This is a genomic window from Aquabacterium sp. (genome assembly GCF_030652515.1).
Lineage (GTDB): Bacteria > Pseudomonadota > Gammaproteobacteria > Burkholderiales > Burkholderiaceae_C > Aquabacterium.
In genome coordinates this window covers 136359-154748 of record NZ_JAUSAR010000196.1, presented here as the reverse complement: position 1 = coordinate 154748, position 18390 = coordinate 136359, and the positions used below count along the sequence as shown (strand labels likewise).

Annotated in this window: 20 protein-coding genes; 8 read left to right on the top strand and 12 right to left on the bottom strand. The window is 63.8% G+C overall.

Features of this window, described 5'->3' with window-relative positions; translation table 11 throughout:
- From Q7V20_RS22830 to Q7V20_RS22810, 5 genes are all read right to left on the bottom strand, one after another.
- Window positions 1–2300 (bottom strand): methyl-accepting chemotaxis protein (locus Q7V20_RS22830; protein ID WP_304796218.1); only part of this gene is annotated, 2300 nt, incomplete at its 3' end.
- 18 nt (window positions 2301–2318) lie between these two features.
- Window positions 2319–2858 (bottom strand): chemotaxis protein CheW, encoded by a 540-nt coding sequence (locus Q7V20_RS22825; RefSeq protein WP_304796216.1) that lies wholly within the window; start codon window positions 2856–2858, stop codon window positions 2319–2321.
- 3 nt (window positions 2859–2861) lie between these two features.
- Window positions 2862–3227, bottom strand: a complete 366-nt coding sequence (locus Q7V20_RS22820) for a PleD family two-component system response regulator (protein ID WP_290661239.1) — start codon at window positions 3225–3227, stop codon at window positions 2862–2864.
- A 73-nt stretch (window positions 3228–3300) separates the two neighbouring features.
- The gene (locus Q7V20_RS22815; protein WP_300545118.1) at window positions 3301–3714 is read right to left on the bottom strand and encodes a PleD family two-component system response regulator; all 414 of its coding nucleotides are present in this window, start codon (window positions 3712–3714) and stop codon (window positions 3301–3303) included.
- A gap of 40 nt (window positions 3715–3754) precedes the next feature.
- Window positions 3755–3907 carry a rubredoxin gene (locus tag Q7V20_RS22810; RefSeq protein WP_290661279.1) on the bottom strand — a complete coding sequence of 51 codons (153 nt, stop codon included), beginning with the start codon at window positions 3905–3907 and terminating at the stop codon, window positions 3755–3757.
- Window positions 3908–4096: 189 nt separating this feature from the next.
- On the opposite strand from Q7V20_RS22810, the gene Q7V20_RS22805 reads away from it, so the two are divergent.
- Genes Q7V20_RS22805 through Q7V20_RS22770 form a run of 8 tightly spaced genes read left to right on the top strand, consistent with a single transcriptional unit; the run spans window position 4097 to window position 12569 of the window.
- On the top strand, window positions 4097–5050 hold the full coding sequence (locus Q7V20_RS22805; protein WP_370652546.1) for a hydroxymethylpyrimidine/phosphomethylpyrimidine kinase: 954 nt from the start codon (window positions 4097–4099) through the stop codon (window positions 5048–5050).
- The gene (gene hemL / locus Q7V20_RS22800; protein WP_304796212.1) at window positions 5040–6326 is read left to right on the top strand and encodes a glutamate-1-semialdehyde 2,1-aminomutase; all 1287 of its coding nucleotides are present in this window, start codon (window positions 5040–5042) and stop codon (window positions 6324–6326) included. Before Q7V20_RS22805 ends, hemL begins: the two co-directional genes overlap by 11 nt.
- A gap of 2 nt (window positions 6327–6328) precedes the next feature.
- On the top strand, window positions 6329–7711 hold the full coding sequence (mpl, locus tag Q7V20_RS22795) for a UDP-N-acetylmuramate:L-alanyl-gamma-D-glutamyl-meso-diaminopimelate ligase (protein WP_304796210.1): 1383 nt from the start codon (window positions 6329–6331) through the stop codon (window positions 7709–7711).
- A 23-nt stretch (window positions 7712–7734) separates the two neighbouring features.
- Window positions 7735–9036: an NAD(P)/FAD-dependent oxidoreductase gene (locus Q7V20_RS22790; RefSeq protein WP_304796208.1), complete on the top strand. Its 1302-nt coding sequence runs from the start codon at window positions 7735–7737 to the stop codon at window positions 9034–9036.
- A 22-nt stretch (window positions 9037–9058) separates the two neighbouring features.
- Window positions 9059–10111, top strand: coding sequence for a hypothetical protein (locus tag Q7V20_RS22785; protein WP_304796207.1), 1053 nt, complete (start codon window positions 9059–9061; stop codon window positions 10109–10111).
- Window positions 10112–10113: 2 nt separating this feature from the next.
- On the top strand, window positions 10114–10977 hold the full coding sequence (locus Q7V20_RS22780; RefSeq protein ID WP_304796205.1) for a MipA/OmpV family protein: 864 nt from the start codon (window positions 10114–10116) through the stop codon (window positions 10975–10977).
- A 16-nt stretch (window positions 10978–10993) separates the two neighbouring features.
- Window positions 10994–11782: a 1-acyl-sn-glycerol-3-phosphate acyltransferase gene (locus tag Q7V20_RS22775; protein ID WP_304796203.1), complete on the top strand. Its 789-nt coding sequence runs from the start codon at window positions 10994–10996 to the stop codon at window positions 11780–11782.
- Window positions 11775–12569 (top strand): glycosyltransferase family 2 protein, encoded by a 795-nt coding sequence (locus Q7V20_RS22770; RefSeq protein ID WP_370652545.1) that lies wholly within the window; start codon window positions 11775–11777, stop codon window positions 12567–12569. Before Q7V20_RS22775 ends, Q7V20_RS22770 begins: the two co-directional genes overlap by 8 nt.
- On the opposite strand, the gene bamE is transcribed toward Q7V20_RS22770, so the two are convergent.
- From bamE to Q7V20_RS22735, 7 genes are read right to left on the bottom strand one after another with little or no spacing between them, the layout of a single operon-like run.
- On the bottom strand, window positions 12570–12971 hold the full coding sequence (bamE, locus tag Q7V20_RS22765; RefSeq protein WP_304796202.1) for an outer membrane protein assembly factor BamE: 402 nt from the start codon (window positions 12969–12971) through the stop codon (window positions 12570–12572).
- 53 nt (window positions 12972–13024) lie between these two features.
- The gene (locus tag Q7V20_RS22760; protein WP_304796200.1) at window positions 13025–14362 is read right to left on the bottom strand and encodes a cation:proton antiporter; all 1338 of its coding nucleotides are present in this window, start codon (window positions 14360–14362) and stop codon (window positions 13025–13027) included.
- Complete coding sequence (gene fabG, locus Q7V20_RS22755; protein WP_304796198.1) at window positions 14359–15096, bottom strand: 3-oxoacyl-ACP reductase FabG; 738 nt, start codon at window positions 15094–15096, stop codon at window positions 14359–14361. Before fabG ends, Q7V20_RS22760 begins: the two co-directional genes overlap by 4 nt.
- On the bottom strand, window positions 15093–15569 hold the full coding sequence (locus tag Q7V20_RS22750) for a hotdog family protein (protein ID WP_304796197.1): 477 nt from the start codon (window positions 15567–15569) through the stop codon (window positions 15093–15095). The genes fabG and Q7V20_RS22750 overlap by 4 nt, the downstream gene beginning before the upstream one ends.
- Window positions 15560–16390 carry a beta-ketoacyl synthase chain length factor gene (locus Q7V20_RS22745; RefSeq protein ID WP_304796195.1) on the bottom strand — a complete coding sequence of 277 codons (831 nt, stop codon included), beginning with the start codon at window positions 16388–16390 and terminating at the stop codon, window positions 15560–15562. Before Q7V20_RS22745 ends, Q7V20_RS22750 begins: the two co-directional genes overlap by 10 nt.
- Window positions 16391–16392: 2 nt before the next feature.
- Window positions 16393–17577: a beta-ketoacyl-[acyl-carrier-protein] synthase family protein gene (locus Q7V20_RS22740; protein WP_304796194.1), complete on the bottom strand. Its 1185-nt coding sequence runs from the start codon at window positions 17575–17577 to the stop codon at window positions 16393–16395.
- 35 nt (window positions 17578–17612) lie between these two features.
- The gene (locus Q7V20_RS22735; RefSeq protein WP_304796192.1) at window positions 17613–18383 is read right to left on the bottom strand and encodes a bifunctional 2-polyprenyl-6-hydroxyphenol methylase/3-demethylubiquinol 3-O-methyltransferase UbiG; all 771 of its coding nucleotides are present in this window, start codon (window positions 18381–18383) and stop codon (window positions 17613–17615) included.
- Between the last annotated feature and the right edge of the window lie 7 nt (window positions 18384–18390).

Genomic DNA, 18390 nt, shown 5'->3' with positions numbered 1-18390 from the left:
AGTTCGTCGGCGGTCTTGGACAGCTCGCGCACGAGCTGGGTCGTTGATCGGGTACCTTCACCGGTCTGCTCGGTCACCGCAAAAATGTGCTGGATGTTCGAGACGACCACGTTCGCAGATTCTGCTTCACGCAAGGCTTGTGAGGAAATCTGCTCAATCAGTTCAGCCAGTCGGCGTGACACGCGGTCAATGTCGCCCAGGGCGGAACCGGCGGCGTCTGACAGCCGAGCCCCTTCCACCACGCCCTGTGTGGAGCGTTCCATAGCAGCCACGGCGTCTTGCGTGTCGGTCTGAATGGTGCGCACCAGCGCGGCAATCTGCTTGGTCGCGTCGCCGGAGCGTTCGGCCAGCCGCTGCACTTCTTCGGCCACCACGGAGAAGCCTCGTCCGGCTTCACCGGCAGACGCGGCCTGGATGGCGGCGTTCAAGGCCAGCACGTTGGTCTGTTCGGTAATGTCCGAGATCAGTTCGGTGATTTCGCCGATCTCTTGCGACGATTCGCCCAGGCGCTTGATGCGCTTGGAGGTGTCCTGGATCTGGTCGCGGATGGTGTTCATACCGCCGATGGCGTTCTGCACCGCGGTCAGACCGGTGTCGGCGGCGGCCAGCGATTGGCGCGCCACTTCAGCGGACTGCTGGGCTTGTGCAGACACTTCGTTAATCCGGCCCGCCATCTGCAGCACCGATTCGCCGGTTTCGCGGATCTCACGCAGTTGTTCATCAGACGCGGCCAGCAGCTCGGTCGAGGTGGCTTCCACCTGCTGCGTGGTGTCGGTGGCACGTTGAACCGTGCTTTGCACCTGGGCCACCAGGCTGCGCAGCTCTTCCACGGTGAAGTTCACCGAGTCGGCGATGGCGCCGGTGATGTCTTCGGTCACGGTGGCTTGTTGTGTCAAGTCACCTTCAGCGACCATTTGCAGCTCGTTCATCAAACGCAAAATGGCGGCCTGGTTGGCGTCGTTGACGCGCTTGGCTTCGCGCTCCTGGCGTTCGGCCTCCTGGCGCTGGCCTTCGGCCAGTTGACGGCGCTGGGTCTGGTCGGTCAGGAACACGCGCAGCAGGCCAAAACCGGCCGCCACCGTGAGCGCCAGGAAGATCACGATCAGCACGATGTTGATGAGGCCGATGCCCGCACCGCTCGACAAGCGCGTTTGCACTTGTTCCAGGCCTTTGCGCAAGGGTTCGCTGTCGTCAATGATGGCCACTTGCGCATCGCGCGCGGCCACCAGGCCTTGCAGGGTGCCCAGGATGAAGGTCGATTGCGTGCGGGTCTGCTCGAACAGCTTTTGCAAAGCCTCCAGCGGTTCACGCATCTCGGCATCCTTGAAGCCGTTCAGGTCCAGATCCTTGTTGCCGTTCAGCAAGCCATCCACGATTTCCTTGAAAGCGTTCAAGTCCTTGCCCAGCAAGAACACCGCTTCGGTTGACACGCCTTCCACCGTCAGGAACTCATTGGCCGACTTGCCGATGCGCTGGGTCAGCATGACCATCTGGTTCATGGCCATCAATTCGGCTGGCGTGGCGCCACCCTTTTCGATCTTGGCGGTGGCAATGCCTTCCGCCAGGTCCAGCAGCTCGGAGGATTGGCCGTTCACTTCGCGCAGGGCCTGACTCACCTGGGTCAGCGTCTGCTTCTGGGCCAACACGAACTTGGCGTTCTTCTCGGCACGGTCCACCAGGGGCAGCAGGGGCAGCAAAGGCTCTTTCGCCGTGGCGGGCACCTCGGTCAAACCCAGGGAGCCATCACCTTGCGCCAGACCACGCACATTGCTGGCCAGCACCTTGGCGGAATCGGCCACTTCCTGGAAAGCCTGCGCCCGGCCGATCAAGGCCTGCGACACCGACTTGGCCAGGCGTTGCGACTGCATCAGCGCCTGACCGGTGGCACCGGCTTGCGCCGCGCGTCGATCGGCGGAATTCACCGACAGGAACGCACTGAGCATCAAGCCCAGGCCACCCAGGATGAAGGCCCCGAACAGCGCACGCTGCTGGCGCTCGAGCGACCAGTTGCCGATCACCGGCAAGCCGGTGCGGGATTCGGCATTGGCCGCATCCAGGGCCTCGGCCTTGACCCGTGCATCGTGGTAATCCGGCGGGAATTCGGAAGGCGCCGCCTCAGAAATGATCGAGTCCGACGAACTCCCGCCACCCGGCTGGAGCGTGGACGAGACCGCGTTGTGGGTGTCAACGGCGTTGGCACCTGACGAGGTCACTGGCGCCTCGGATGCCAGGGCCTCCGGCTGGACTTCAACTTCGTCCTGCGACTTGCCCAGATCCTTGATTCGACTCAGGAAACTCATGCCTTGTACTCCAAACGGTCAAGCGTCGATCTTGAGGAAAGCCTCGTCTGCGGTCAGCGCAGCAAGGTCGAGTTCGTACCAGGCACGGCCCTTGTCATCGACCACTTGCTGGCCGATGAAATGGGGCGTGTCTGGTGAGGGGGGGCTGCCTGCCACCATGTCTGCCGGGTTTCTCAAACCCAGCAACCGGTCTACCACCAGGGCCGCGTTGAGCTGCAACGAGCTGTTCATCGCCACGAGCCGGCCAGCCTCACGGGCCCCCTGCTCTTGCGACCAACGCGCCACCGGCCGGGCCAGGCCCAGAAAGGCTGGCAGATCGACCACGCCATGCAACTGCCCGCGCAGATTGGCCACGCCCAGGAACCAGGGCTGGCTGTGCGGCACGGCTTGCAAGGCGGACATGGGAAAGATCTCGCCCGCCTGGTCCAGCGGCAGCAAAAAACCATGCCCGGCGATCTCCACCGCCAACCAGTTTCGGGTTGGCGCTTGCTCACGCGCTGCCTGTAACCGGGTGGCCAGGCGTTTTTGCAGGTCCCGCAGGGCTTCTTTATTCGCCATGAATCAACCAAACGCCTTGATCTTGGCCAGCAGTTCTTCAGCATCCACCGGCTTGACCACGTAGTCGCGCGCGCCCTGGCGCATGCCCCAGACGCGGTCGGTCTCCTGATTCTTGCTGGTGCAGATGATCACCGGGACATCGGCGAAGGCCGGGTCGCGGGTGATGGCCCGGGTGAGCTGGAAACCGTTCTGGCCGGGCATGACCACGTCCATCAGGATCAGGTCAGGCTTTTCTTCCTGGAGGCGGCGCAAGGCTTCTTCGCCGTTTTCGGCGGTGCGCACCTTGAAACCTTTTTTGGTGAGCAAATCTGACAGCACATGCAGCTCTGTCTTGGAATCGTCAACCAGCAGGATTTTTTGAATGGACATGATCGATCAACCTCTTGGCGAATTCTGTGGGCGGCGCATGCGCGCCCTAGACGCAGAACCAGAAATGGTTCAATCAAGCACTGTACTGCGCCACCGCTTGGAGCAACTGATCCTTGGTGAACGGCTTGGTCAAATAATCCTGAGACCCCACCATTCGTCCACGGGCCTTGTCGAACAAACCGTCTTTGGAAGACAACATGATCACCGGCGTGGCCGCGAAACGCGGGTTGCGCTTGATGATGGCGCAGGTTTGATACCCATCCAGTCGCGGCATCAGGATGTCGCAAAAGATGATGCTGGGTTCATGGTCATTGACCTTGGCCAGGGCGTCGAAACCGTCCTCGGCCAACAACACTTCATAACCACCCTGCTTCAGGAAAATCTCGGCGCTGCGCCGAATGGTGTTGCTGTCGTCAATCACCAGGATTTTCTTGGGCGCGGTGATTTCGGGGACATCGCTTAATACGGGCAAGCCAGTTTCAGTCACGGACCCATTCCTTTAATCAAGGTTGATGACGGCCAGGCCGTCAAATCTGAACCATTTCGAAATCTTCCTTGCGGGCGCCGCATTCGGGGCACACCCAATTCATGGGAATGTCCTCCCAACGCGTACCGGGTGCAATGCCGTCTTCGGGCAGGCCGACAGCTTCGTCATAAATCCAGCCACAAATCAAACACATCCAGGTGCGGGAAGAGTTCACGTCTGTTCAAACCAGCTTGAATACAATGGGCTGATTGTAGCCATCCCATCCTTGTGAAAAACAAGGGTTTGTGGGCACCACAAGACGCTTGGCGCCATGTGAGGCTTGCTAGGACAGCTCCCGCCCATTGGTCTGAACACCGGGCCTGAACACCGCTAGACGCACTGAATGAACACTCCCACCGACGGCCCCCAGGTTGATCCCGCCACCGAAGCCGAAGACTCCGGAACACCGGCGTGCGTGATGAGCTTCAACGCCAGCGACCCCAGTGGCGCCAGTGGCATTGCAGCCGACATCGCCACCATGGCGTCCATGGGTGCGCACACCTTGCCGGTGATCACCAGCTTACTGATTCGCGACACCGCCGAGGTGTTTGAAATTCACGAAATCGACGCCGATGCGATTTCCGAGCAGGCGCGCACCATCCTGGAAGACGCCACCATTTCGGCCTGGAAAGTCGGTTTTCTGGGCAGCGCCGAGGGCGTGAGCGTGGTCGCCGAAATCCTCTCCGACTACACCGATATCCCGCTGGTGTCTTATTTACCCAACGTCTCGTGGATGGATGAGGACGCCCAGATGTCTTATCTGGAGGCTTTTCGCGAGCTGATCCTGCCCGCCACCCTGGTGTTGGTGGGAAACCACAAGACCCTGACCGACTTCCTGCTGCCAGAGTGGGAATCCGAGCGCCCCCCCTCGGCCCGCGAGTTGGCGGTGGCCGCCAGCGAAAGCGGTTGCGGCTATGTGCTGGTGACCGGCATCCAGTTGCCCGACCAATTCATCGACAACGTGCTGGCCTCGGCCCAAGGCGCGATCGCTGGCGAACGCTTTGAGCGCTTTGAAGCCAGCTTCGTGGGCGCGGGCGACACCTTGTCGGCCGCGCTGGCCGCCATCCTGGCCACGGAAACCTCGGTGGACATGGCCGTGTCAGAAGCCTTGAGCTTCCTGGACCAGGCGCTTGATTCCGGATTCCGTCCTGGCATGGGGGGTGTCATCCCCGACCGCTTCTTCTGGGCACTGCCTCCGGGCGAAGCGGGCGAGGAAGCCGCCAGCGAAGAAGCCGCCGCTGGCGAATCCGGCCTGACCGACAACGACATCTCCCCTTCCTCACGCAATGTCCACTAATGCAGCTTTGTTCGAGCGTGCGCAGCGCGCCATCCCCGGCGGGGTGAATTCGCCCGTGCGGGCTTTCAAGGCCGTGGGCGGTACGCCCCGCTTCATCGCCAGGGCGCAAGGCGCCTACATGTGGGATGCCGAGGGGCGCCGCTACATCGACTACATTGGATCCTGGGGGCCGATGATCCTGGGCCATGGCCACCCCGAGGTGCTCGAGGCGGTGCAGAAAGCGGCACTGGATGGCTTCTCGTTTGGAGCGCCCACCGAGCGCGAGATCGAGCTGGCCGAAGAGATCTTGAAGTTGGTGCCCAGCGCCGAGCAGGTGCGCCTGGTCAGCTCCGGCACGGAAGCCGCCATGAGCGCCATCCGCCTGGCGCGCGGCTTCACGGGCCGCAGCAAGCTGATCAAGTTCGAAGGCTGCTACCACGGCCATGCCGATGCCTTGCTGGTCAAAGCCGGTTCGGGCCTGGCCACCTTCGGGCACCCGACCAGCGCGGGCGTGCCACCCGAGGTGGTGCAGCACACCCTGGTCCTGGAATACAACAACGTCGAGCAGATCGAACAAGCCTTTGCCGAAGTGGGCGGCGAGATCGCCTGCGTGATGATCGAGCCCATCGCTGGCAACATGAACTTCGTGCGGGCTTCCGTGCCTTTCATGACGCGATTGCGCGAGTTGTGCACACAGCACGGCGCGCTGCTGGTGTTCGACGAAGTGATGTCGGGCTTTCGCGTCGCCCTGGGTGGCGCGCAAAGCCTGTACGCGCAGCAGATCAGCGGCTTCACGCCCGACCTGAGCGTGTTTGGCAAAGTGATTGGTGGCGGCATGCCGCTGGCGGCTTTCGCCGGCCCGGCCAAAATCATGGCGCAACTGGCGCCGTTGGGGCCGGTGTACCAGGCCGGTACGCTGTCAGGCAACCCCGTGGCCACGGCCTGTGGCTTGGCCACCTTGAAGGTCATCCAGCGCCCTGGTTTTTTCGAATCGCTGACCCAGCGCACGCAAAGCCTGGTGCAAGGGCTGGTGGGCGCCGCTCAGCAAGCTGGCGTGCCTTTGGTGGGCGACAGCCAGGGCGGCATGTTCGGCTTCTTCTTTGCCGACAGCCTGCCCCAGCACTACCAGGCGGTCATGGCCCATGGGTCCGACAAGTTCAACCGCTTCTTCCACGCCATGCTGGACCGTGGCGTGTATCTTGCACCGGCCATGTACGAAGCTGGTTTCGTGAGTGACGCGCACACCGAGCAGGACATCGCCGACACGGTGGCGGCCGCCGCACAAGCATTGGGTTGAGCATGCACATTCACATTCTTGGCATTTGCGGCACCTTCATGGGTGGCGTGGCCGCATTGGCCCGCGAGGCCGGTCACCGTGTGACGGGCTGCGACGCGGGCGTCTACCCGCCGATGAGCGACCAGTTGCGCGCGCTGGGCATCGAGTTGATCGAGGGCTACACGCCTGATCAGCTTGATTTGAAACCCGATTTGTTCGTGATCGGCAATGTGGTGTCGCGCGGCAACCCGTTGATGGAAGCCATCCTGAACGCCGGCCTGCCCTACACCAGCGGCCCGCAATGGCTGAGTGAAAACGTGTTGCGCGGGCGGCATGTGCTGGCCGTGGCCGGCACCCACGGCAAGACCACGACCACGTCGATGTTGACCTGGATCCTGGAGCACGCCGGATTGCAGCCGGGCTTCCTGGTCGGTGGCGTGCCGCAGAACTTCGGCGTATCAGCCCGCCTGGGCGAGCTGGACGAAGCGCGGCGCCCTGCTTCGGGTCACCCCTTCGTGATCGAGGCCGACGAATACGACACCGCGTTTTTCGACAAGCGCAGCAAGTTCGTGCACTACCAGGCGCGCACCGCCGTCTTGAACAACCTGGAGTTTGACCACGCCGACATCTTTGCCGACCTGGCCGCGATTGAAACCCAGTTCCACCACCTGGTGCGCACGGTGCCCGGCCAAGGACGCCTGGTGGTCAACGCCCGAGAAGACAGCTTGCAGCGGGTGCTGGACCGTGGCTGCTGGAGCGACGTGGTTCGCTTTGGCGTGCGTGGTGATGTGCCGGGCTTTCGGGCCCGCGGCGAGCCGCATGCCTTTGACGTGCTCAAAGCCGCCGTGCTGGTCGGCCGTGTCGAGTGGCCCCTGATGGGCGAGCACAACCAGATGAACGCGCTGGCCGCCGTTGCCGCGGCTGAGCACGTGGGCGTGTCGCCGCAAGTCGCTTGCGAGGCCCTGGGCCAGTTTGCGAACGTCAAGCGCCGCCTGGAGCTGCGCGGCGAGGTCAATGGCGTCACCGTGTACGACGATTTCGCCCACCACCCCACGGCCATCCGCACCACGGTGGACGGGCTGCGTCGGCGCATCAGCCCCGACCAGCGCATCATCGCGGTCTTCGAGCCACGCTCCAACACCATGAAGCTGGGCACCATGAAGGCGCTGCTGCCGTGGTCGCTGGAAGAAGCCGACCTGTCCTTCTGCCACAGCGGGGGACTGGGCTGGGACGCAGCTGAAGCGCTCGCGCCCATGGGTGACCGCGCCGTGGTCATCGACAACATCGAGGCGCTGGTGAACAAGGTGGTCAAGGCGGCCAAGCCTGGTGACCAGATCTTGTGCATGAGCAATGGCGGGTTTGGCGGGATTCACGACAAGCTGCTCAAGGCACTGGCCTCCCCGTGAACCCGACCATCGAGACATTGCCCATGACACCAAGCCCCTGCGACGTGCTGATCATCGGTGGCGGCCCGGCGGGCTCCACGGCAGCCGCCTTGCTGGCCCAACAAGGCATGGACGTGGTGCTGCTGGAAAAATCCCAGCACCCACGCTTTCACATCGGTGAATCGCTGCTGCCCGCGAACGTGCCATTGCTCGACCAATTGGGCGTTCGCGCCGAGGTCGAGGCCATGGCCATGCCCAAATATGGCATCGAGTTCGTCTCGCCGTGGCACAAGGACCGCACCTTCCTCGAATTCGGCGAGGCCTGGGACAAGTCCATGGACATGGCCTACCAGGTGCGGCGCTCGGATTTCGACCACATCCTGATCCGCAATGCAGCCCGCAAAGGCGCCAAGGTGCTGGAGAACTGCCGCGTCAAGGCGGTCGATTTCCTGCCCGACCATGGCGGCGCCGTGGTGCAGGCCCAGCATGCGGATGGCCACAACGCTGCATGGCAAGCCAGGATCGTCATCGATGCCTCGGGCCGTGACACCTTCCTGGCCAACAAGCTGGATGCCAAGGTCAAGAACAAGAAGCACAACAGCGCCGCCCTGTTCGGCCATTTCACTGGCGCCGAGCGCCTGCAAGGCAAGCAGGAAGGCAACATCAGCCTGTTCTGGTTCGAGCATGGCTGGTTTTGGTTCATCCCCTTGGCCGATGGCACAACCAGCGTGGGCGCCGTGTGCTGGCCCACCTACCTCAAGACGCGCAAGAACAGCGTCGAAGAGTTCTTCAGGGACACCATCGCCCTGTGTCCGCCGCTGCAGGCCCGCTTGAAGGACGCGACGCTGGCCTCCCAAGTCGAAGCCACGGGCAACTATTCCTACAGTTGCGATCGGGCTCGCGGCCCCAACTACCTGCTGCTAGGCGATGCCTTCGCCTTCATCGATCCGGTGTTTTCATCGGGCGTCTTCCTGGCCATGAACAGCGCATTTGTCGCCGCCGACGTGGTGCACGCCCAGTTGCGTGAACCACGCAAGCTGCCCGCCGCACACAAGCGCTTCGACCAGGTGATGGTGCGAGGCCCACGCGAGTTCTCATGGTTCATTTACCGTGTGACCAACCCCACCATGCGCGACCTGTTCATGGGACCGCGCAACATGTTCCGGGTCAAGGAAGCCGTGCTGTCGCTGTTCGCGGGCGACATCTTTCGCAAGACACCCATCTGGCCGTCGATCTACGTGTTCAAGGGCATCTACTACATCGGCTCGCTGATCAACCTGAAGCGCACACTGGCGGCAGCACGCCGCCGCAAGATCAACATCAGCGACACGGCACCCATCCAGTGACACAGGGCAGGTTTGAGCACGCATGAGTCATCTGCAGCTTGATTACATCGCGCTGGAAGCCCTGGAAGCATGGGTCCAGGCACTTGAAAGCGGCGCGGCACCTCGGCAGGTCCTGGGCATGACCGTGTTCGGGGCCGCTGACACGATCAACAGCCCGGCGCCAGCGCGCTTGGCTGAACGAGCCTGGCCTCGCGTGGCCTTGCCGGTGCTGGGCCATGACACCGCCGCCTGGGTTGAAGTCTGGTCAGTGCCAGGCAGCGCGCCCATCGTGCAACACGGCGAGATCGCGGGCGTGGCCTATGCCCGCTGCGCAGACCTGGCGTTCACCTGGCGGGTCACGCCCTTGCCCAGTCAGGATCTCTTGCTGCAAGCCACGCAGCAGACCTACGACGCCTTGTTCAGCGCCATGCGCCAGTTGGGCTGCCAGCACCCCTTGCGCTTTTGGAACTACCTGCCGGACATCCTCGGCGCCGGGCAAGGCGAGGAGGAACGTTACCGCATCTTCAACGTGGGTCGGCACGCGTCGTTCTTGGACCAGGCGGCCATGGTCAATCCGAACCCGCCGGCCGCTTGCGCGCTGGGCCATCCAGAGGGGGTGGCCGAACCGCTGACGGTTTATGCGCTCGCGTCGTCACGCCCTGCCCAGCCGATCGAGAACCCGCGCCAGATGAGCGCCTACCTCTACCCTCGGCGGTACGGCGCGCGCAGCCCGACATTTTCGCGCGCGGCCCTGGCGCCCGTCGGGGACGAAGAATGCGTGTTCATCTCGGGGACGGCCAGCATCGTGGGGCATGAAACCGTGCACCTGAACGATGTGCAGGCGCAGACCCATGAAACACTGAACAACATCGAGGCCCTCCTGGAACGCTTCCGCGCAGAGCGCCCCGGCAAGGTCTGGCGGACATCCGAGCTTCACCTGAAAGCTTACGTCCGCCACGCCGCCGACCTGCCACTGGTGCGCCAAGCCGTGCAACAACGCCTGGGCGCCGATGTGCCCTGTGTCTATCTGCAGGCCGTGGTCTGCCGTCCTGACCTGCTGGTCGAAATCGAAGCGAGTGCTGCCAGGAGCCATTGACCATGACCGCACCCAAACACCTCCGATGGGCGATGCTGCTGAGCACCACATTGGCCAGTTCCTTGTCCGCTTACGCGCAACCCGACGTGAAGGGCCAGATGAAGCCCTTGTGGGAGTTCGGCCTGGGCGCAGCCGCCTTGTCACTGCCCGACTACCGTGGCTCGGACGAAAGCCGTGGCTATTTATTGCCCCTGCCCTACCTGGTCTACCGGGGTGAGGTCTTCAAGGCCAACCGCGATGGGGCCAGTGCCCGGTTGTTCGATGGGCCGCGCGTCAAGCTGGGCCTGAATGCAAACGCCAGCTTGCCGGTGTCCAGCAAGCGCAACAAAGCGCGCGAGGGCATGCCCAACCTGGCGGGATCGGTCGAAATCGGTCCTGCGCTGGACGTTCACCTGCTGGAATCGGCCAGCGGCGAGGTGCGCTTGAACTTCAGGCTCCCGGTCAGTGGCGGCGTCACCCTGGGTCAGGGTGACATGTCGGCCACCGGCTGGCAGACCGCACCGCACCTGAACATCGATGTGGCCAACGTGGCGGGCTGGTCGGGCTGGAACCTGGGTGCCTTGGTCGGGCCCATCTACGCCGACCGGCGTCGCAATGCCTATTTCTACGACGTGGCGCCGACATACGCTCGTGCCGATCGCCCGGCCTACGCCAGTCGCGGCGGCTACGCCGGTGCCCAGTTCACCACCGCCTTGAGCAAGCGCTTCGACCGCTTCTGGGTGGGCGCCTTCGTCCGCTATGACACGCTGCAAGGCGCCGTCTTCGACGACAGCCCGCTGGTCAAGAAGAAGAGCTATCTGGCGGGCGGCATTGGCATCTCGTGGATCATCGACCAGTCGTCCACGCTGGTGGCCACCGAAGACTGACACGCCTCTGCCGGACATGAAGACCCTGCGCACCCTGGCTCAGTACCCGCTGTTTTACGCGGGCCTGCTTGCGCTGGGCGCCATGTGTCTGGGCTGGTGCGTGCTGGCCTGGGCAATGCGGCCCTTCCTGTCGCCAGACAAGGGCCGTGCCATCGGCCGCGCCGGCATCAGTGGCGGCTTTCGCCTGTACTTTGGCCTGACCACCTGGCTGGGCCTGACGCGCTTCGAACTGGACGAACTCGACGCGCTGGATGGCCAGCCTTCGATGATCCTGGCCGCCAACCACCCCACGTTCCTGGACGCGGTCTTTCTGATATCGCGGATCAGGAATGCTGGCTGCATCATGAAGGCCGATGTGGTTGACAACCCCTTTCTGGGCGCGGGTGCACGGCTGGCGGATTTCATCCGCAACGACAGCCCCCGCAACATGGTCCGCCACGCCGTCCGCGACCTGCGCCAGGGCAGCCACTTGCTGGTCTTTCCCGAAGGCACCCGCACCATCGAACACCCTGTCAATGATTTCAAGTCGGGCTTCGCGCTGATCGCCAAAGGCGCGAAGGTGCCCGTGCAGACCCTGTTCATCGAGAACAGCTCGCCTTTTTTGTGCAAGGGCTGGCCCATCTACCAACGTCCGCCCAGCTTCCCCATGGTCTACCGTGTCCGGCTGGGCAAACGTTTCACTGTGGGTGATGACGCCAAGCTGTTCACGCGCGAATTGCAGCATTACTTCGAGCATGAGCTGGCCAGGGCAGAACTGGCGCTCATGGTTGAGGCCTCCCCTTCCGAACGAACCGCCCATGACTGAAATGAGCCAGGCGCTCTCGCCTTCGACCACGCACATCGTGCTGATCCCCAGCTACAACGCTGGCCGCCAGGTCTATGAAACCGTCCGAGCCGCACGCCGCAACTGGTATCCCGTGTGGGTCGTGGTCGATGGCAGCACCGATGGCACGGCCCAGGGCCTGCAGGACATGGCCGCACGCGACCCCGGACTCAAGGTCTTCGTGCTGCCGCACAACCAAGGCAAAGGCGCGGCGGTGTTACGCGGGCTGACCGAAGCACGGGTGGCCGGCTTCACGCATGCGCTGACCATGGACTCCGATGGTCAGCACCCGGCGCCCCTGATCCCTGAGTTCATGCAGACTTCGATCCAGCGGCCAGAGACCATGGTGCTTGGCCGCCCTGTCTTTGATGCGAGTGCGCCTCTGCTGCGCGTGCGCGGACGTCGAGTCTCCAACTGGTGGACCAATCTGGAAACGCTGGGAGCAGGCATCGCTGATTCACTCTACGGCTTCCGGGTGTACCCCGTGGCCGAGCTGGCCGATGTCATGGTGCACCAACCGTGGATGCGCCGTTTCGACTTCGACACCGAAGCCGTCGTGCGCCTGGCCTGGCGCGGCGTCAAGCCAGTCAACGTGGATGCCCCCGTGAAATACCTGTCACCTGAAGAAGGCGGGGTTTCACACTTCCGTTATGGCCGCGACAACGTCCTGCTGACCTGGATGCATTTGCGATTGATGCTGGAGTTCGCGCTGCGTCTGCCCTTGCTGGTGACGCGCCGACTGATGCGGCGGCCACCGTTTCAACGCTGATCAATCCATCTCGACCAGGTTGCTCGTCTGCTGGTCGGTGATGACCTGCTTGAGCTGCCAATGATCGTCGAACACCACCTGGAACTCGGCGAAGCTCGACAACCAGTAACGCCAGGTCTTGGCATCCAGCGTGGGGTTCTCGCTGCTGACGGGGTAACCCACCGACATCAGCACCTGCTCACGCGTCATGCCCGGCATCAGCTTGGAACGTTCGATGGCCCGCCGAATGCGCGGGGGGTAGCTGCTCAGCTTGGCGGTGGGATCGGTGGCCACGATGTAGCGTTTGGCAAAGGTGGGCAGGTCCAGGTCGCGGCTGTAGTCATTGCCAATGCTTTGCTTGCCCCCTTTGATCTCGACGTTCACTCGGTGGCGGACAAGGCCGCGCCCAGGATGACGATCCATGCAAGTCGTTGGTAAGCCATGGCAAATCTCCTTGATCTGGTGGGTGGTTGAAGTCAGGCCGCAAGGCTCGAAGCCTTGTCACCTGATTTTCGCTTGGCCGGCCACAAGCCGACCGCCGGCAACCAGGCATTCAAGGCGGGCGCAGTGATGACCGTGCTGACGATGGCCATCAACACCAACATGGTGAACATCTGCTGCGAGATCACGCCCAGGTCGAAGCCGACGTTCAGCACGATCAGTTCCATCAGGGCGCGCGTGTTCATCATGATGCCGATGACCTTGCCTTCGGCGTGGTTCAGGCCGGACCAGCGCGCCGCCAGGTAACACCCACCGAACTTGCCCACCGTGGCCAGCGAAATCAGCAGGGCCGTCCAGCCCCAGGCCGCCACCGTGTCCAGCCCGCCGATGTTGGTGCGCAAGCCCGTGTAGGTGAAGAAAATCGGCAAGAAGAACACCAGCACGAAGCCGCCAACCTTCTGCTTCCAGGCCTCGACCAGTTCGGTCTCGTCATGCAGGATCACGCCCGCCATGAAGCCGCCGAAAATGGCGAAAATGCCCAACTGGTAGGTGGCGATCGCCGCCGCAAACATGATGGCCAGCAAGAGGCCCATCAGCATGGGCGGCAAGGCGTCGTTGCCCTCTTTGAAACGGTGCACCAGGCGCTTGATCAGCGGCCGCGCCACATACCAGCTCAACACGAAAAATGCCGCGACCATCACCACTTTCAGGCCGAAGGCCATCGGCTCGAAATGGGACACCGTGATGGTCGTGACCAGGGCCAACAGCAGCCAACCGACCACATCGTTGATGGCCGCCGCTGAGATCGCGATCACACCCAAAGGTGTGCGGGTGATGTTGAACTCCATCATGATGCGCCCCAGGATGGGCAAAGCGGTGATGGAGAATGCCGTGGCGACGAACAGGGCCGAGGCCACCGGGTCAGCCTGAGGGGACAGGATGGGCGCGAGGAAGTACCCGCTGCCCAGACCCAGCACGAAGGGCGCCACCAGGCCGGCCAAGGCCACACCCCACACCGCCTGACGGTTGCGCTTTTCGGTGAGGTGCGAGAAATCGAACTCCATCCCGATCTGGAACATCAGCAGGATCAGGCCGATCTGCGACAGGATGGTCAGCGGCCCTGCGGGCACCGATCGGAACACGTAGTGAAAGACATCGGGCATCAGGAGCCCGAACAGCGAGGGGCCGAGCAAAATACCCACCACGATCTCGCCCACCGCCGGTGACTGGCCAAGGCGTTTGGCCAGCGTGCCGCCCACCCGCGCGGCAATGACGATGACGATCAACTGCAGCAGGACAAAATAAAGCAGCATCTCGCTCTGATGAACGGCGCTGGACGCGAGGCCCTGCGCGGCGGCTTGTGCGGTGCTCATGATGGCATCCCCCCATTGATGGATATGACTTGACCGCTGATGTAAGCGGCGGCATCAGAGGCGAGGAAGCCCACCAGCTCGGCCACCTCACTGGGTTGGCCGGCGCGCTTCATGGGCACCATCTGGGCAATGGCGGCGGGGTCGAAACTGCCCTCGGCCATGCGGCCCTGGATGATGCCCGGCGCCACCACGTTGACGGTGATGCCCCGGCTGGCCAGTTCGAGCGACAAGGATTTGGACGCCCCATGCAGGGCCGCCTTGGCCGCCGCGTAATTGACCTGCCCCCGGTTGCCCAGCACCGCCGCGATGGACGACACGCTGATGATGCGGCCCCAGCGGGTGCGGATCATGGGCATGCTCAGGGGTTGCGTGACGTTGAAGAAGCCATGCAGGGAGACATCGATGACGCGCCGCCACTGATCGGGACTCATGCCGGGGAACACGGCATCGTCGTGAATGCCCGCGTTGTTGACCAGCACCTGGATGGGCCCTTGCTCCAGCAAGGCTTCCAGGCTGGCCGAGGTCGCTTGCGCGTCGCTCACATCGAAGGCCACGGCGCTGGCCTGGCCACCGGCCGCCACAATCTGGCTGACCACGGCCTCGGCCCGGTCAAGGCGCGAGTTGGCATGGACAATGACGTGGTACTGGCTGGCCAGTCGCGCGCAGATGGCCGAGCCGATGTCGCCGCTGCCTCCGGTGACCAAGGCACGTTTCAGGACAGGTTGGTTGCTCATGGCAAGGTCTCCGGGGGCAACAGGGGGCCGGCATCCATCACCACCGCCGCCCGGCCTTCGATCAAAAGGCGATCCGCATCGCGGACCGAAAATTCGTACATCACCAGGTTCTCGTCCCCAGACAGGCGCCGCGCTTCGACCTGCAGGTCAGAGGTGCTGTCATCAAGCCGGGCCACCTGCGCCGAGACGCTTCGCACACTGGCCAGGAACCCGGCCTTGGGCCGCTGCCCTGCTTCACCTGGCGCAGCCGCTTGCAAGCCGCCGTGCATGGCCATGGCCTGGGCCGCGTATTCGATGCCGCAAAGCACGCCGAGACGGCCGCCTGAACGCAGTGGATTGGCGGGATCGCGGTGGCTGCTGGCCTGGCAATGGATGTGCTCAGGGCCCCAGTCACTCACCGCGTCGAGCAGGCACATGGTGCCGGCGTGGGGAATGCGCGCAGCAATCTCGTCGCGGGTGAGGGTCAGCGGCATGGGCTCAGCTCCACGGCCAGTTGCCGATGGTTGAGGTAGTCGAGCACGATGCGCTGCCGCGCAACGCCCAGGTTGCCATCGGCGTTGCCATGGCCTTCAGCCAAGGCTTGAAGCAAAGGCAAACCGCGCCCTGCGGGGATGGCGCCCCGCAATGTGTCCAGTTCAGGCCATGGCAGAGCCGTGGGTGCCTCATCGCAGAGGCTGACATCGATGGCGGCCAGCGAATGCGCGCTGGCCTGCGGCGACAACACCAGGGCGATGCCCACGGACTGCATGACGGGCCGGACTTCGAGCAAGGGCGAAGGGTAAGGCGCGTCGTAGCACACCAGCAAGACGCCACGGCGCTCGACCTTGACCTGGGTGACGGCTTCGAGCAGGCCTGCACCAAAACTGCCATCGAAGGCACACAAGGTGGCCGATGGCGCCACGGCGCGCGAGACGATGCCCCAATAACCGGAGGGCGCGTTGTGGACCGAGTTGGTGAAGCGCGTGGGCGAAATCAAGCGATCACCGGCCAAGGCCTCACACAGCGCGTGGCAGTTGTCACCTTCACCGCTGGACGATGAGAACACGCTGGCCAATTGGTCGGCCGCGGCCTGGGCGTTGTCCACGGCCTCCTGCGCCACCTGCAAAGCCAGCTTGACGAGCACCCCCACACGCCGACGTTCGGCGGGCGGCAGACCGGCTGGTGGCACCAGCACGGTGGCACTCGGCAGGTAAGGCTTCAAGCCGCTCAGCACTTCGCGGCCTTGCGCCCAGTTGGGCAAGCCAGGACCATTCAGGCCGACGCCATCGATGAACACACGCTGCAGGTTCGCCATGCTCAAGCCCCCCGCCCGACGACGACGCTGGCGTTGGCGCCGCCAAAACCGAAGGAGTTGCTGAGGACAAGGTCCACTTGGCCCGGGCGCGGTTGCGTGAGGTAGTCAATGTGGATGTTCGGATCAAGCCGGGCCACGTTCAGGCCAGCGGGCAGGAAGCCGTCGCGGATGGCCAGCAAGCCGATCACGATCTCGATGCCCCCCGCCGCGCCCAGCGTGTGGCCGGTGGAAGCTTTGGTGGAGCTGCAAGGCACGCGGTCCCCGAAGACGGCTTGCACGGCCTTGCCTTCGGCCGCGTCATTGCTGGGTGTGCCGGTGCCGTGCAGGTTGATGTAGTCGATCTGATCGGCGTTCAAACCCGCGGCCGCCAGCGCATCGCGGATGGCGATTTGCGCGCTGCGGCCTTCAGGGTGTGGCGAAGACATGTGGTGTGCGTCACTCGACTCACCCACGCCGAGCAGGCGCATCGAGGCGGCTGGACCGTCGCGCTGAAGCAGGGCCAGACCAGCCGCCTCGCCAATCGAGATGCCATCTCGGGCCTGGTCGTAGGGTCGGCAAGGTTGGTGGGAGGTCAGCTCCAAAGAGCGGAAACCGTACAGCGTGGTCAGGCACAGCGAATCCACGCCGCCCACGATGGCCGCGTCGATCACACCCGCCTCGATCATGCGGGCCGCATTGCCAAAGGCTTTGGCGCTGGACGCGCAGGCTGCGGACAAAACCACCGAGGGGCCCCGCAAACCGAAGTGCTGGCACAGGAAATCAGCCACCGAGTAAGCGTTGTGGGTTTCGGCGTAACGGAAGCTCGCGGGCAAGGCCCCCGTGGTGGGATCGCGCTGGCGGTAGGCCAACTCGGTCTGCAGGATGCCAGCCGTGCTGGTGCCGATGAACACGCCAACGCGGTCAGCACCGTGCTGCCCGATGGCCTCGACCACCGCCGACTCGAAGCCGTCTTGCTGCAGGCCGAGCAAAGCCAAGCGGTTGTTGCGACAGTCAAAACGGCTCAGGTCGCCTCGCAGTTGCACCGCATCCAGGCCCTCCACCTCGCCGATCCAGGTGTCGATGTCCACGGTCTCGAAATCGCAGGGCTTCAGACCGCTGCGCCCAGCCCGCAAGGCGGCCGAAGTCGCGGCGAGGCCATGGCCCAGGCAACTGGTCATCGTGAAATGGGTGATGGCAAGGGGAGACACGGGCAAGATCCAGGTGCAGCGAAACGGAGGCGACTTTAACCGAGCCGGGCCACCAGCAAAACGTTGGCGAAAGGCGTGCCCTGACTCAAGGGAATGTCGGCGTCAAGCCGGAAACCGAGGCGCCGCAACGCCGACTGCCACTCGACCAGTTCCCGGCAGTACAGGCGGGGCAATCGGTGGCCCCGCAGGAAGGTCACCACATGATCGACCCAGTTGCTGATCTTGAAGGGCAAGCCCGCCGACGCATCGCCCACGCGCAGCAGCAACACGCCATCCGGCGCCAGTGCCTCGCGCACGCGGGTCAACACGGCATCTTGCGCCGGGATGTCGATGTAGTGCAGCACATCCAGGATCACGACGGCGTCGCAGGGCTCGAAGGGCACGTCGCGGATGTCGCCCAGCGTGAGGCGGGGAACGGGCCGCAAGCCACCCAACGCGGCCTGGGCGCGCTCCACATCCTTGGGCATCAGTTCAACGCCATGAAAATCCTGAATCCTCGGCGCCACCGGCCAATGCTCGGGCCAGGCTGGCGCATTGGGAAAGGGCTTGACCTGAATCGATTCTTCGTATTGCTGACGCGCGGCCAGCAACCAGGCGGCCAGCAAACCCTGGCCACAGCCCAGGTCGAGCACGCGGGCGTTGTCGGGGATGAGGCCTCGCTCCAGGAGAGCCCTGAATGCAGGATCGCCGCCCAACTTGCCTCGGGCAAATCGCCACGCGAACTGTCCAGCGGGTCGGTAAGGCGCGCAGGCCCGGTCAAGCAATGCTGAAAGCAAGGTCTTGGTCGCCTTGGTGTCTTGGCTCAAGGTAAAG